Source organism: Aquirufa antheringensis, from assembly GCF_004307425.1.
Lineage (GTDB): Bacteria > Bacteroidota > Bacteroidia > Cytophagales > Spirosomataceae > Aquirufa > Aquirufa antheringensis.
On sequence record NZ_SEWZ01000002.1, the window covers coordinates 426,035 to 441,502 of the forward strand.

General features: G+C 42.4%; 15 protein-coding genes. 12 read left to right on the forward strand and 3 right to left on the reverse strand.

The genetic code is table 11. From position 1 onward, the window contains the following. On the forward strand, positions 1-447 hold the full coding sequence (locus EWU21_RS04775; protein ID WP_130895666.1) for a DinB family protein: 447 nt from the start codon (positions 1-3) through the stop codon (positions 445-447). Here the strand turns inward: EWU21_RS04775 and EWU21_RS04780 are convergent. After that, positions 444-2,867 (reverse strand): TonB-dependent receptor, encoded by a 2,424-nt coding sequence (locus tag EWU21_RS04780; protein ID WP_130895667.1) that lies wholly within the window; start codon positions 2,865-2,867, stop codon positions 444-446. The two genes, EWU21_RS04775 and EWU21_RS04780, sit on opposite strands and share 4 nt — an antisense overlap. 161 nt (positions 2,868-3,028) lie before the next feature. Here EWU21_RS04780 and bla point away from each other — a divergent pair, with 161 nt between their 5' ends. From bla to EWU21_RS04805, 5 genes are all read left to right on the forward strand, one after another. Next, a complete protein-coding gene (gene bla, locus EWU21_RS04785; RefSeq protein ID WP_130895668.1) occupies positions 3,029-3,733 on the forward strand; it encodes a subclass B1 metallo-beta-lactamase in 705 nt (234 codons plus the stop codon). A 37-nt stretch (positions 3,734-3,770) separates the two neighbouring features. Beyond that, a complete protein-coding gene (locus EWU21_RS04790; protein ID WP_130895669.1) occupies positions 3,771-4,211 on the forward strand; it encodes a QcrA and Rieske domain-containing protein in 441 nt (146 codons plus the stop codon). Between the two features lie 39 nt (positions 4,212-4,250). Then, positions 4,251-4,478 (forward strand): hypothetical protein, encoded by a 228-nt coding sequence (locus EWU21_RS04795; RefSeq protein WP_130895670.1) that lies wholly within the window; start codon positions 4,251-4,253, stop codon positions 4,476-4,478. A 75-nt stretch (positions 4,479-4,553) separates the two neighbouring features. Beyond that, positions 4,554-5,105, forward strand: coding sequence for a hypothetical protein (locus EWU21_RS04800; protein WP_130895671.1), 552 nt, complete (start codon positions 4,554-4,556; stop codon positions 5,103-5,105). Positions 5,106-5,203: 98 nt separating this feature from the next. Continuing rightward, positions 5,204-7,675: a zinc-dependent metalloprotease gene (locus EWU21_RS04805; RefSeq protein ID WP_130895672.1), complete on the forward strand. Its 2,472-nt coding sequence runs from the start codon at positions 5,204-5,206 to the stop codon at positions 7,673-7,675. On the opposite strand, the gene EWU21_RS04810 is transcribed toward EWU21_RS04805, so the two are convergent. Next, positions 7,668-8,081: an SRPBCC domain-containing protein gene (locus EWU21_RS04810; RefSeq protein ID WP_130895673.1), complete on the reverse strand. Its 414-nt coding sequence runs from the start codon at positions 8,079-8,081 to the stop codon at positions 7,668-7,670. The genes EWU21_RS04805 and EWU21_RS04810 overlap by 8 nt on opposite strands. A gap of 110 nt (positions 8,082-8,191) precedes the next feature. Here EWU21_RS04810 and fabV point away from each other — a divergent pair, with 110 nt between their 5' ends. The 4 genes from fabV (at position 8,192) to EWU21_RS04830 (ending at position 13,488) form a co-directional block, all read left to right on the forward strand. Continuing rightward, a complete protein-coding gene (fabV, locus tag EWU21_RS04815; RefSeq protein WP_130895674.1) occupies positions 8,192-9,394 on the forward strand; it encodes an enoyl-ACP reductase FabV in 1,203 nt (400 codons plus the stop codon). A gap of 40 nt (positions 9,395-9,434) precedes the next feature. Further along, entirely contained in the window at positions 9,435-9,815 is a 381-nt protein-coding gene (locus EWU21_RS04820) for an LbetaH domain-containing protein (RefSeq protein WP_130895675.1), read from the forward strand. Between the two features lie 118 nt (positions 9,816-9,933). Further along, entirely contained in the window at positions 9,934-12,744 is a 2,811-nt protein-coding gene (locus tag EWU21_RS04825; protein WP_130895676.1) for an outer membrane beta-barrel protein, read from the forward strand. A gap of 3 nt (positions 12,745-12,747) precedes the next feature. Beyond that, complete coding sequence (locus tag EWU21_RS04830; protein ID WP_130895677.1) at positions 12,748-13,488, forward strand: GLPGLI family protein; 741 nt, start codon at positions 12,748-12,750, stop codon at positions 13,486-13,488. Here the strand turns inward: EWU21_RS04830 and EWU21_RS04835 are convergent. Then, the gene (locus EWU21_RS04835) at positions 13,485-14,396 is read right to left on the reverse strand and encodes a helix-turn-helix domain-containing protein (RefSeq protein ID WP_130895678.1); all 912 of its coding nucleotides are present in this window, start codon (positions 14,394-14,396) and stop codon (positions 13,485-13,487) included. The genes EWU21_RS04830 and EWU21_RS04835 overlap by 4 nt on opposite strands. 149 nt (positions 14,397-14,545) lie before the next feature. On the opposite strand from EWU21_RS04835, the gene EWU21_RS04840 reads away from it, so the two are divergent. Both EWU21_RS04840 and EWU21_RS04845 read left to right on the forward strand, forming a co-directional pair. Beyond that, complete coding sequence (locus EWU21_RS04840) at positions 14,546-14,995, forward strand: nuclear transport factor 2 family protein (RefSeq protein ID WP_130895679.1); 450 nt, start codon at positions 14,546-14,548, stop codon at positions 14,993-14,995. Positions 14,996-15,000: 5 nt separating this feature from the next. Beyond that, entirely contained in the window at positions 15,001-15,450 is a 450-nt protein-coding gene (locus EWU21_RS04845) for a nuclear transport factor 2 family protein (protein WP_130895680.1), read from the forward strand. Positions 15,451-15,468: the final 18 nt, after the last annotated feature.

Consider the following 15,468-nt stretch of genomic DNA (forward strand, 5'->3'; position numbering starts at 1 on the left):
ATGAGCTTATTAAAAGAACTAATTGCCCTTTACGATCGCGACTTGAAGGCGCTTCGCAATGAAATCGAATCTTACCCTGATGATGCTTCGGTTTGGAAAAAAGCGGAGGGGATTAATAACCCTGGAGGAAATGTATTTTTGCATTTGATGGGTAATTTGAACACTTTTTTCGGGGCAGTTTATGCGAATACTGGATATGTTCGTGATCGCCCGCTTGAGTTTTCTGCGAGCGGAATTTCCCGAGCAAAATTACTTGCCATGTTGGATGAAATTCATCCGATTGTTTTACAAGTCCTTCGTGATTTTCCGGCTGAAAAATTGGGGGAAATCTACCCTATTAAAATATTCGATGAGGAGAAAACGGTCTCGTATATTTTCATCCATTTAGAGACGCATCTAGCCTATCATTTAGGCCAAATTAATTACCACCGCCGAATCTTAAGTTAATTCACAAACTTCACATTCAATCCCACATACCAAGTCCGGCCATCCGCAGGTAAAATGCCTGGGCCCGGATAACCACCAGATCTTCGAGTAAAATAGCGCGAATCACCTAGATTGTTCACTCCAAACTTCAAAGTGGCGTATTTTTTAAACTTGTAAGAGCCAGAAACATCTTGTACCTGATAAGCAGGAATTAAACCTGTCGTTGCTGCCGCATTAGCTGCCATGGTATTGCTGGCATCTGCAAAAGCTTGACCAATGTCACTGATCTGCCAACTTAATGAAAGGCCTTTTTTCGAATACGTAATTCCGTAACGGTTGATTTTTTCAGGAGCATTTTCGACGCTTTTGCCGGCTAAATTGCTTTCCACGATTTTGCCGCTTACCACAGATGTTGTTTTGAAATCGAGGTAGTGTGCTTGAATGGCAGCGATGGAGGCAAAAACCGAGATATTACCCATTTTTGAGGCTTTCAACCAAGCGGTGGTAGGGCTAAATTCAATGTAGGCCTCAGCGCCTTTGGAAACAGAATGACCTAGATTAGTACGGAACTGGTAGATTTTACCATCGCTATTTGTGCGCGAGATAGTACCCACGCGGTTATCGTAATCGAGGTGGAAATAGTCTACATCGAATGTCAAATAATTACCCAGTTCGCCTCGGTATCCCAGGTCAAAGTTGAAGCCTTTGGCATCCGATAAATTCGGGTCAATGACGTCCGTTGTAGCAGGAGGTAACAGGTCAGAAGCCAAAACTGGGCGATAAGCTTGCGCAATGTTCGTGTAGAGTTTTGTTCCCGAGCTTACCTGGTATTCCGCTCCTGCACCTAGTAACACGAATGATCGTTCACGGGTGCTTGGTGTGGCTGCGAGTGGAGTGCCAGATGAACTAAGTCCAGATTGACCCATCATGTGCGTTTCGATTTGTTCTAAACGGGCGCCTATTGTCATTAGTAAACGTTCTGATGGTCTTAGAATAGTCTCCGCAAAAGCCGCGTAATTTGTGTTATGGAAAATTAAATCGCGGGTATACAAGCCCTGAATGTCAAAGTCCATACCGTTACCATTGCTTCCCACGCCTAGTTGCTTGCGTTTGATTTCTCCAGAGAAATACCGAAGACCAGAAGCTACCGTATTCTTCCATGACCCTAGCTTGTAATCTACTAAATAACGTAATTCTAGCCCATTGGTTTGGTAAAAGTCACGGTCTACTTGCCTGTTTCCCATGGGATCTACTTCTGTAATCGCCTTGGTGAAACCGATGGAATTACGCTCTGCTGTAGTCCCAAAATACTTTAAACTCAGTTTCGAATCCGCAGAAATGACATAGTCCGCGGTCAACGCGTAAATGAACCAAGGGTTGCTAAACCAATTTCTGGCGCGCTTGCTTTGCTGGGCATTTTGGGCAAATTCTGTATCGGTTAACCCCCCTGCTTGTTGACTTTGCGTATACATATAAGTTAGTTGAGCACCTACTTTAAGTTTGTTAGAAAGCGCATAAGACACTTCCCCATGAGAATGGTCCGTGTTAAAATAGGAGTTTTGTCGCCATCCATTTCCTAGACGCTTTTGATAGTAAGTCGTGTAGCTTAAGCGACCTGCGGTTCCCCCCACGTAATTAAAGGAGCTGAAGAGGCCATTGTTTCCGGTGGTGTTTTGGCTTTCCACAACCAGCTTTGTAGATAGATCAGGCTTGCGAAGCACAAAGTTCATTAATCCTCCAAACTGTGGGCCATACTGTAGTGAACTCGCCCCTCGAATAATTTCAATGCGATCGACTACCTCCATGGGCGGCGTATAATAAGCTTCTGGATAACCCATCGGGTCTGGAGTGATATCGTATCCATCCATCCGTACATTGAATTCCCAAGAACGATTAGGGGAAAGTCCGCGCGAGGCCACGCCTAATTGAATTCCGGAACCATCACTTTCCCAGACCGAAATTCCGGGTGTTCTAGAGAAGATTTGGCGGGAATTATTCATGGCTAAATTCGCTTGTAGGTTATCTAGCAAGATCACCTCATTTTTTTTACCTGCTGTAATCGTGTATTCGTTGACTTGAGGTAAAAAGGAATTGCCTTTTACTCCCGATTGAGCCGTGACAGAAACGCCTTGTAGCTCTGTTACATCGCTTAGGGTAAAGTTTACTTCCTGTTGCTTTCCTTCTTTGATGTTGACTTCTCGTTTGCTGGTTCTATAGCCCACAAAACTCACTTGAATGGTGTATTGCCCAGGTTTTAAGCCTTTGAGGATATAAGTACCCTTCGCATTCGTTTGTACCCCACGAACAGTTCCGGCAAGGGTAATTGATGCACCTGGAAGAGGCTCGTTTAATTCAGTCGTAATTAGGCCTGAGATTGAGCCTAATTGCGCAAGTGATGAGAAATTAACTAGTAATACGAAGGCGAATAGTACTTTTTTCATTTAAACTTTATTTAGACTAATTTTAAATAGAGTACAAATGTAGGAAGCGATCGCGACTCACGCAACACTATTTAGAATTATTTTAAATAAGATTTTTAAGGGGCTGATTCGATTGTATTATGTTGAAAGAGGTAATTTTGGGATTCTTATAAAAAAGCCGGATGAAACGAATACTATTTCTATTGTTTGCCTACATGCCGTTTGTTAACGCTCAACAGGTGTTATTAAAACAGCTATCTGAAAACACCTTTATTCATACCTCCTATTTGCAAACGGACGATTATGGACATGTTCCTTGCAATGGTTTAGTGGTTCGAAATGGTCAGCAGGCACTTATTTTTGATACGCCTACGGATGATCAAAGTGCAAAAGAATTGATTTGTTTAGTTCAAGATTCTTTACACTGTAAAATCATGACCGTAGTTCCCACTCACTTTCACAGTGATTGTTTAGGCGGTCTAAGGGCTTTTCATGAGGCAGGGATACCTTCCATTGCGAACGAATTAACCCTGGATTTAGCGAAAAATAGTGGTGTAGAAATACCTAAAAACGGCTTTCGCGATTCTTTAACACTAGAAATAGGACGCGAAAAAGTAGTAATTAAATTTCTAGGCCAAGGCCATACGCGGGATAATGTGGTGGGCTATTTTCCAAGTGAAGATGTACTGTTTGGGGGCTGTTTAATAAAAGAATTAGACGCGTCTAAAGGTTATCTAGGAGATGCAAATGTGGACGAATGGTCCGCCACCGTGAAAAAAGTTAAAAAGGAATTTCCGCGTGTGAAACGAGTGGTTCCCGGTCATGGGGAAGCGGGAGACTCCAGTTTGCTTGATTACACTCAGAAATTATTCACGAAACAAAACTAAGTTTATCTGGTTTATAGCTTGATAAATAGCTACTTAGATGAACATGAATCGCGAAGAGTTCTTACACAAATTATCGGGAGGTTTAGCCGCAACTTGTGTTGCTTGTATGGCCGCCGCCTGTTCTAAAGAGGAGTCGGTGACTCCCGCAACGGGTTCTAATCCCACGGGAAATACAGCGGTAACCACGGTTAATTTAGATTTAGAGTTAAAAAATATCAATGATTTTGTTGCCAAAAGCTCTACGATTGTCATCCGCACCGCGTCCGGAAACGCTATAACTAGTTTTTTAGCATTCTCTTCAGTATGTCCTCATGCAGGGGCCACGGTGGAATATAATAATTCTACCTCCTCCTTTTTCTGCGCCGCTCACGGTTCTTCCTTCAGTGGAAATGGGGCATTAGTGCAAGGTCCGGCTACGAAAGGATTGACGAAATTAACCATTGAAATTACTGGATCTACTTTGACTGTCAAGGCGTAATTATTTTTATCTTTGGTCTAGATAAAAAAGAATAGCCTTATGAAAAAGTCCCTATTTAAATCGTTTGTTGCTCTAGCTCTTTTAGCATCCATGAGTTCTTGTGCTACTGTACTTGGAGGAAGAGTGACAGAATACCAACGAACTAAACCTGCTCCCGGGAAACCTGCCAGAGAAATTAGAGGTGCGGCCTTGATTGCGGATGTTATCTTGTTTTGGCCAGGTGCGATTATTGACTTTGCTACCGGAGCGATTTACAGACCTCGATAATTTCGTAGACAAAATGGGTGGATTGTATCGACAAAAATGGATGGAGGTTAATGATTCTGTGCGGAACTTTGGCAAATGAAAAAATACCTACCTATTTTATGCGCAGTGCTACTTTTTACCTCTTGTAAAAAAGACGAATTAGAGCCTACAGATGATAATGAATTAGTTACTCGCGTTCAGCTAACCTTTACGGATGTCACTTCAAAAGCATCCCTCACCTATACTTTTCAGGACAAAGATGGCGATCCCAATACAGCGCCAGAAAAGTTCGATAAAATCGTGTTGAAAAAAGGGGCGACTTATACGTTGTCAGTGGGGGTTTATGACGATACGAAGTCCCCTGCGGAGGATATTTCAGAGGAGATCGAAGAGGAATCAGATGTGCATCTTTTTGTATTTAAAACAACGCCAGCCTCTTTGTTTACAACGACCATTTTGGACAAGGATAACAATGGGCTTCCGGTGGGATTATCCTCTTCTGTTGTAACTTCTGCGAGTGCCGGAACGGGTAAATTAAATCTATTATTAAAGCACCAGCCAGAATTAAACGGGGTAAAGGTGAAGACGGGTCAAGAAGCGGGGGGAAGTACCGATATCGATCTGTTATTTGATGTGGAAATTAACTAAGTAAGGCCCTCTATTGAGGGCTTTTTTTATAGGTAGCCTACAAGGTGTTCGTAGATTAAAAAATTATTTCATTAATTTGGACCAAATTCAAATAACGAATGAAAAAAGCACTTCTACTCAGCTGCGGCCTTTTAGCCGCTACTTTTTTAAGCCACGCTCAAAACGCTAAAACACCTGCAGCCGTGCAGCCTAAACCGGCTGATTCCACTGCTTCGAAAAAGCCTGCTTCTAAGGCGAAATCCTACGATCAAGTCATTACCAAGGAGGCGAAATCCAAAAAAGGTTTATTTACTACTCACCAAATAGGCGATAAATTCTATTTCGAAATCCCCAAGAAACACTTAGGCAAAGACATGTTATTAGTCAGCCAAATCGCCAAAATCCCCAACGGTTTAGGCGGAGGCTACGTGAATGCGGGTACGTCTTCTCACGAGCAATTGATTGTTTGGGAAAAATTCCAAGAAAAGATCTTAATTAAAATCAAATCTTACGCAGCTGTAGCGGCAGATTCTTTACCTATCAGCTTATCGGTAAAGGCCAATAATTACGAGCCCACTTTGTATATGTTCGATATTGAAACATATAGCAAAGACTCTTCTAATGTCGTGATCGATGTAACGAAGTTTTATAGCAGTGACATTCCAGCCATGAGCGGCTTAGATGCATCTTTGCGGGAGACGCATAAAGTCAGAAATTTAGATGCTTCTCGGAGTTTCATTCGTTCCATCAAATCATTTCCGTTGAACATCGAGGTGTTGCAAGATTTTACCTACAATGCCACTAAGCCATCGGCCACAGCCTATACGGAAACGATCAGCATGCAGATGAATCAATCCATGATTTTATTGCCAGAGAAACCGATGAAACCGCGTTTATTCGATCAGCGTGTGGGTTATTTCACGCAAAGACAGTATGATTACTCGAGTGAAGAATTGAAATCCGATCAGAAAACGTATATCCAGCGCTGGCGCTTAGAGCCAAAAGACATGGCCGCATACAAGCGTGGGGAGTTAGTAGAACCGATCAAACCAATCGTCTATTATTTAGATCCTGCTACGCCGGTGAAATTGCGGAAGCACATGAAGAAGGGCGTAGAGAATTGGCAGAAGGCTTTTGAAGCGGCAGGTTTTAAAAATGCGATTATTTGCAAGGAAGCACCTACTAAGGAAGAAGATCCTGATTTTTCACCAGAAGACATTCGCTATTCAGTGATTCGCTATGTGGCGAGCACGACGCGTAATGCGATGGGTCCTAGCGTGAGCGATCCGCGTTCGGGGGAGATTATTGAGAGTGACATTATTTGGTACCATAACCATTTACGTTCGTACCGGAATCGTTTTCTGTTAGAAACGGGGGCCTCAAATCCGAACGCTCGTACGCTCGATACCCGCGAGGAGGATATTGGCGAGATGATGGAAATGGTGATTTCGCACGAGGTGGGTCATGCTTTAGGTTTTCCGCACAATATGGGAGCTAGCAGCTCGTATGAGGTGGAGAATTACCGCAAGGCAGACTTCACGAATAAGGAGGGAATCTCTGCCAGCATCATGGACTATGCGCGTTTTAATTACATCGCGCAGCCGGGTGACCAGGGGGTTCGCTACATTCGTCAAATGGGGCCTTATGACAGCTATGCTGTGAATTGGGGCTATCGTTTGATCCCAGACGCAGCTCGTCCTGAAGACGAAGTGCCTACGTTAGACAAGTGGATTGAGGCCAAAGCAGGGGATGCAAGATTCCGTTTTGGCAATCAGGGAACGACTTTTGATCCAAGTTCTCAAACGGAAGATATCGGAAATGATCCCATTCGTGCCAGTACCTATGGGGTGAAGAACTTGAAATATGTGGCGCAGCATTTAGCGGAATGGACCAGCAAAAAGACGAATGATTACGAGGACTTAATTGAATTAAATGATGAGCTATTGGGTTCTTGGTCACGTTATGTGGGCCACGTGACTACGATGGTGGGTGGAGTATATGAGCAATATGCCAAACCAAATCAACATATTTCTACCTATAATCCGGTACCGAAAGCGAGCCAACAAGCTGCAGTCAACTGGATCATTTCAAATGTATTTACGAATGTAGAATGGTTGATTAATAGAGAAGTGGTGACGCATCATATGGCGGGTTATACGGATCGTATTCGTAGCCTTCAAGTTAGTCCGTTGAACCGTATGTTAAGTGTAGAAACTTTTGCGCGCTTGGATAACAGTGGCTTGACTAACCCGAATCATTACAAGACCATTGATCTTTTTCAAGATGTACGCGGAGGCATTTGGAGCGAATTAGCTTCAGGAAAATACATCGATCGTTACCGTCGTAATTTGCAGAAGGCTTATATCGAACGCTTGAAAGCTTTGATGACGGATCAGGCGCCTGTTGTTTTAATGTCGCGTGAAAGCTATCCCGTAGCCCAATCCGATGTGCGCTCGATTGTGCGTGGCGAGTTGAAGGCGCTTCAAGCTAGTTTAGCGGCTTCGAAGGCAAAGTTTGCTGATAAAGAAGTGCGCTACCATTTGGATGATTGTTTGGAGCGAGTAAGTTTGATTTTGAAACCTGCTAAATAGTGCTTTCTGCGTAGCTTTTAAAGTTATCCAAAATCATCTGCCAGCCGGCTTGTTGCATGTCCTCCGGGTTTTGATTTTCCGGCTCAAATTGTTCAGTTACTTTCGTGCCCATTTCGGTGGATGCGAAAGTAACTTTCATTTTACGGCCATCTCCAATCAGAATATCGAGTGATTTTTGCTCCTCTATTTCCTTAAAAGTTCCCCAAAAATCAAAGCTCATCGACCCATCTCTGGCTGCCATTTCATAATGAAATTCACCGCCCACTTGTAGGTCTGTTTTCGCTGAGGGGCAATGCCAATCTGGAGAGGCAAAGTTCCAGTGTTGAACGTGTTCTGGAGAAGTCCACTTTTCCCAAACGCTGGCGATGGGTGCGTTTATCGTTGATTCAATCGTAATGAAAGCCATAAGTGATTCGTTGATTTTTTTGCAAATCTATCAAAAGCTTAGACCTTTTTCGCATTATTATGTAAAATATAGGGCTTTAACTATATTTGCACAAACAAAATACAAGCACTATGATTATTGAACCTAGAATGAGAGGGTTTATCTGTTTGACATCACACCCGAAAGGTTGTGAAAAAAACGTCTTAAATCAAATTGACTATGTGAAGTCAAAGGGAGCCATCGATGGCCCTAAAAAAGTGCTTGTCATCGGAGCCTCGACGGGTTTTGGTTTAGCCTCTCGCATTACGAGTGCATTCGGATCGGATGCCGCGACGATTGGCGTTTTCTTTGAAAAAGCACCTGCAGAAGGCAAAACAGCCTCTCCAGGATATTATAATAGCCTTGCTTTTGAAGCAGCGGCAGGTAAAGCGGGTCTTTATGCGAAAAGCATTAACGGCGACGCGTTCTCTAACGAAGTGAAAGCGCAGACGATTGACTTAATAAAGGCAGATTTAGGCCAAATTGATTTAGTAATCTACAGCTTAGCTTCACCCGTGCGTCAGCACCCGGTTTCAGGCGTGTTGCACCGTTCGGTTTTGAAGCCTATCGGCGATACATTCACAGACAAAACGGTTGATTTCCACACAGGGATTGTTTCAGATGTGACGATTACTCCTTGCAGTGATGAAGATATCGCGAATACGGTGGAAGTAATGGGTGGCGAGGATTGGGCAATGTGGATGGACGCGTTATTAAACGCGGGTGTTTTAGCGGATGGCGCGATGACCGTTGCGTATTCCTACATTGGACCTAAAGTAACGGAGCCGGTTTACCGTAAAGGAACGATCGGAATGGCGAAAGACCATTTAGAGGCGACGGCGTTTAAGATTACAGATGATTTGGCCAAAATAGGAGGCAAAGCTTTCGTTTCAGTGAACAAAGCCTTAGTAACGCAGGCAAGTTCAGCGATTCCTGTCATTCCTTTATACATCTCGTTGTTGTACAAAATAATGAAGGCAGAAGGCACGCATGAGGGTTGCATCGAGCAAATCCAACGCCTATTCAGCGCGCGTCTGTATACGAATGGATCGATTCCAGTAGATGAAAAAGGACGTATCCGTATCGACGATTGGGAAATGAATCCAGAAGTTCAAAAAGAAGTGGCTGAATTATGGAAAGGAGCTACGACAGAAAACTTGACTGCCATTGGCGATTTAGCTGGATATAAATCAGATTTCTTAAACCTATTTGGTTTCGGTTTCGACGGTGTAGATTACGCCGCTGAGGCAAACGAAATGGTCGAGATTCCGGGATTGATTACGGTAGTGAAATAAATTGAAAGCCATCTGAGAGGATGGCTTTTTTTATGAGTATATGAACATTTTCGAACGCATGCGTGCCGGCGGAATTATTCCAAACACGGATCCAGCGTGGACAGAGGTTTGGGAGATAGTGAATCAAACGATTGCGCTTTCTGCTAAGCTGAATGCTTCAGGCAATGTGGAGGAGATTCGCGCGATTTTATCCGAAATTTTGGGTCAAAGCATTGATTCATCCACAACCGTTTTAGCTCCTTTTTCAACCAATTTTGGAAAGCATACGACGATAGGGAAAAATGTGTTTATCAACCACGGCTGTTCGTTTTTAGACCTCGGCGGAATTACCATTGAAGACGATGTGTTAATCGGGCCGCAAGTGAAATTAGTGACCGAAAATCATCCGGTGGACCCGAGCAATCGCAAGAGCCTAGATTAGTCCGTTATTTTACTTTAGTGCCCCCAAAGTAAAATAAGAAATACGTTATTTTACTTTCTTCCAGACCATTCATCCTTTTTTGAGCCCATTACTAAGCGAGATTTTGTAGTTTTGGATTATGCTTAAATCAATCTCACTCGGCGCATTATTGCTATTCAGCTTCGTGGCCATAGGTCAAAATCGCGTACAAATTCAAGGAAAACTGGTCGATACTAGTGGAAATCCGTTGTCACAGGCGACGGTGATGCTGTTATTGCCTAAGGATTCTTCGCTGGTTAATTTTGGTCGTGCAAATGAACAAGGGGCCTTTGTCTTTAAAAATGTCAAGCGCCAGCCTTATTTATTGAAGGCCTCTTATGTGAGTTATGTACCCTTGCAAGTGGATGTGAATCCAGCCCAGGAAGAGTCTATCAATGTAGGCGCTCTGACGATGAAACCGATTTCTAAAGAATTGTTTGAGGTAGTCGTACGGACGGCCAAAGCGCCACTGAGTATACGAGGCGATACAATTGAATACAATGCAGGTTCTTTTAAAGTGCCACCCGGGGCGACGGTGGAAGACTTATTACGGAAGCTTCCCGGAATGGAAATTGAGGCAGATGGAAGTATTCGAGCACAAGGTCAAACCGTGAAAAAAGTGACTGTAGATGGTCGTAGTTTTTTCGGTTCGGATCCGAAGTTAGCGACCAAAAATATAGCCGCAGATGCGATTCAAAAAGTACAAGTCTTCAACGGGAAAACGGAAGCGGCTAAGGTGACTGGTATCGACGATGGGAAGAAAGAGAAGACGATTAATTTAGAATTGAAGGAGAGTCATAAGAAGGGCGGATTTGGTAAAATAACAGCGGGAATAGCGACGGAGGGAAGAAATGAGGTCAAAGGAAATTACAATAAGTTCGATGCGAAAAACCAGGTTTCGGTCATTGGATTAGCCAATAATACCAATCAGTCTGGGATGTCTTTTGATGATTACCAAGACTTCCGCGGAAGCCAGGCTTTCTCTTGGGGTGATGAGGCGGATTTCGGTTTCTCAGGCAATAATCGCTATATCACCTTTGATGATGGCGATGACCAGATGGGTGTTCCGATAGGTGGCAGAAGGGATGGTTTTTCTAAAAACTATTCTGGTGGCGCAAACTACAATTACGATACGAAAAAGACCAAGTTTAGTTCGAATTATTACTTCAATCAATCGGAGCGTTTAATCGATAAAATCTCGAGTACGCAACGCTTTTTTCAGGATAAAACCCAAAACTCCGCCGACACCACGAACCAGCGTTCGTTCTCTGCGAATCACCGCATGAGCTTGCGCTACGAGAAAACGATCGACACATTGAATACCTTGATTTTGATTGGTAATGGAAAGCTTTCCTTTGGAAATGCGACACAAAACAGCCAAATATTCCAGCAATTACTCGTTCAAAATAACCTGTTCCCACGCAACACGAAACTGATGAACGGGAGTAATCAGCAATCCTTTTCGTCTCAAAATTCTGCGATTTTCCGTCATAAGTTTGCAAAAAAGGGCCGCAGTTTCTCCGCTAGCGCAGGCTATAATTATGCGAATTCAGATGGGGCAGCTACGCAGAAATCCCTGAATCAATTCCTTAACGCTACTACGCTGCGGGATTCAATTCAGGCCATTGATCAGTTAACAAACAACTTCTCCACGAAGACCCAGGTGAAGTCGAGTCTCTTTTTTGTGGAGCCTTTATCGAAGGTGTTTTATTGGGAATCGTTTTTTAATACAAGCTTCCAAAACAACCGTTTAAACCGTGATCTTTCCGATCGCAGTACGGCTGGTGCAATTGCTAGAAACGACAGTTTGAGTCGTTATTATGACAATAACTTAACCTATAATCGCTTAGGATCTAGTGTCCGTTATTCAAAAGATGGGGTGAATGTGACCGTGGGTTTAGCGGCACAACACTTTAACTTAACGGGTGATTTTAGGAGGGCTGCTGGGGCCACGAATTTGGCAACGATTGACTTAAATTACCTGGCATGGATTCCTAAAATTGGGATTGATTTAGAATTAAAAAACAATCGATATTTGTTCTTCTCTTACGATAAGTCAGCACAGGAGCCCTCTATTCGAGACTTGCAACCTATTGTCGACAATAGTAATCCTTTGTTCTTGCGCGTGGGAAATCCGAATTTATTGCCTAGCGTGAATCATTCCCTGAGTACTGGATTTAATCTCTTTGATGCCGCGAATTTTATGAACTTCTATTCTAACCTTTCTTACAATTACAACGTAAATCAGGTGGTCTACAATCAAAGTATTAATGCGAACGGAGTTGTTTTGACAAAACCGATGAATATATCTGGGGGAGAAAGTTATGTGGGCTATTTTGGATTTGGGTTTCCGTTGAAAAAAACGGTGAGTACTTTGAACATTAATGCGGATTTTAATTCGGCGAAAAACCCGCTCTTTTTGAACGATGTATTATCAAATACCCATACGAATTCCGGGAATATATCTTCGCGTCTTTCTTTTACACCGAGCGATCGAATTACGTTATATGTAAATGCGCAATTTGGTTTAATTCATTCGACCTATGACAAGTCAGCTTTACCTGAGCAGACGATTTACAATAACCAATATGGGTCTGAATTGAACTTTAATTTTGGAAAGAACACGTTCTTGTCTTATAATTTAGACTACAAAGTGTACAAGAATAAGACGCGCGGATTGTATCAAGAGATGCCTATTTTAAATGTTTCCGTCTTTAAATATGTGGGGAAAGCCCAAAAATCAGAGATTCGTCTGACCGTATATGATGTGTTTAAAAAGAATTTAGGAGTGAATCAAAATGCTTTTCAAAACTTCGTAAGTTTCGAAAAGACTCAAACTCTTTCTCAATACGTGATGTTAAGCTATACCTATAACATGCGCGGATTGAGCTCACCCATTCGCAAAAACTAAGCCATGAGAAAAATTGCTCTTTTATTGTTAATACTCTCTTTTTCCGCCATCTGTCAAGAGGTGAAAACGGAAGGAATTGTTCAGTATGAACGAACCACTTTTTGGGCAAATATTATGTCCCGATTGACCTATTTAAGCGCGGAGGAACGAGATCGCATTAAGTTAACTTGGGGTAGTTCAGACGAAGGCTGGAAGCAAAAAATGACTTTGGCATTTACAGAAAACCAAAGCTTGTACCAGCAAGGTGAGGACAACGCAGAGCAAGGTTGGTCTGGCAGAAAAGAAACCTTTTTCCTAACGAAAAATTTTGCCTCTGAGCATTCAACAGATTACATCGATTTACTGGGTAAGTCTTACATTGTGGACGATACCTTGCACGCACCTACCTGGAAAATCCTGAATCAAATCAAGGAGGTGGCCGGTTATATTTGCATGAAAGCAGTTACGGTAGATACGGTGAAAAACCAAACGATCACCGCTTGGTTTGCGCAAGATATTCCCGTTCAAGCGGGCCCAGAACGCTTTTTTGGATTACCCGGTTTAATTTTAGAATTGGATGTCAATGACGGCGATGTGACGATAATTGCCAGTAAAGTCGAGTTTAAAAAACTGACGAATGAATTCAATTTGAAGAAAATGAAAGGCAAGAAAATCTCCGATGCGGAATACAACAAGATCATTGCTGACTTCATCAAAGAATCCATTAAAGGCGAACGTAATCCGTTTTGGGGTCTTCGGTATTAATTCAACAACCTAAACTCATTAGGCGTCTGTCCCACACGTTGTTTGAATAAGCGCGTGAAATGTTGTGGGTATTTGAAGCCCATTTCAAATGCAATTTCATTGATCGTTTTATCCGATTCGAATACGCGGTTTTTCGCCACGTCGATGGTCTTGTTTTGGATGTAATCCTTCGCGGTTAAACCGGTTTCTTTTTTGATTAAATCCCCAAAATAATTGGCCGATAAATGCAGCTCATTCGCGAAATAACTAACGGATGGAATGCCGTAAACTTGCGCCTGATCGGATTCAAAATAGTTGTTCAATAAGGTTTCAAAGCGTTCTAAAATGCCCTTGTTCACATGTTCCCGCGTGATGAATTGACGGTCGTAGAACCTTTGGCAATAACCCAAAAACAATTCGATGTTTGAGACAATCAACTTCTTCGAATGCTTGTCAATGGGTTGCTTGAGCTCGAATTCGATCTTTGCAAAACAGTCCAATATCATTTGGCGCTCATCATCGGATAAGTGTAATGCTTCGTGAGATTCGTAATGGAAGAATTTATACTGGGACATATTTCGACCCAAACCTGTTCCTATCAACAAGTCAGGATGGAAGATTAATCCATGTCCCATCGGTTGGTAGGGAATCTTTGTATTTTGAATTTCCGCCACCTGACCCGGAGCGAAAAAGATTAAAGTACCGGCTTGGTAATCGTAGGTATGCCGACCGTACCGAATGTCGCCACATTGGACATCCTTTAAAATAACGCTATATAGTCCATATTGAAATCGGATGGTATCCGCATCGCCCCAATCGCGAATGTTCGCTTTAGAATAGTCCAAAACAGACACCAAGGGATGAAGGGTCTTGTGATTATTACTGCTGTTGAACTCCGCAATATTATTAATGAGCAAGTTTTTTTCCATAGGATTCAATTGAATGATCGAATTTACCAATTATCGAATAGATGCAAATGGCCTAAATTCTAAATAAGTAAAAATGGTAGAAAATCCCGGAATTTATCTACTTGGTTGTGCGAAGGAAGTTTGAAATTTGTAGCTTAAACAATAAATCTATGAAATCAATCGTATTATTCTTGAGCTTTATGCTCTTGACACTCACCAATGCTTTCGCACAAACCAATTCAGACGAAACGATTAAGCAATTATCGAAAGACAAGTGGCAATGGATGGCCAACAAAGATGCCGATAAATTAGCCGCACTGTTTGATGAAAAGTGCGAGTTTGTTCACATGGGAGGAACCTGGGGGAAAGCGCGTGAAGTGGATATCATCAAAGCCGGGTTTATTTGGTATAAACAAGCGGAAGTGTATTCTACCAATGTAAAATTCTATGGCAATACGGCCATTTTATTAAGCGATATCGATTTAGTTGCACAAGTAGGGGGAAACGTTGTGACGAATCCATTTATGGTAACTGAAGTATATGTATTGGAAAATAATACATGGAAAATGGCTCAATTAACATTCTCTCATTTATCTCGACCAGTTAAATTAAAACAATAAAACACATGAAAAAGCTAGTATTCTTATTGAGCATCTTGCTCGTTTCTATTTCATCTTCCTTTGCACAGACCGCTGCAGAAAAAGAATTGATCCAATTGTCGATGGACAAGTGGCAATGGATGTCGGACAAGGACGTCGATAAACTCGAAAAATTATTTGATGCTAAAGCCAAATTCGTTCATATGAGCGGAACGTGGAATAAAGACGAAGAATTGGACATCATTAAAACGGGGCGCATTTGGTATAAAAAAGCGACAGTGAAAGATACCGCGGTGGAGATCGTAGGGAATACAGCGATCGTTTGGAATCGCATTACATTAGATGCTATCGTGCGGGAACAAGTGGCGGTTACGGAGTTTACGGTGACGGAAGTCTACCAAAAACAAGGGAACGATTGGAAGATGCTCGCATTAACATTTAGTAGCGTGCGTGATACGCATCAGATAAAACATTAAATTTGAATATATTTGCTC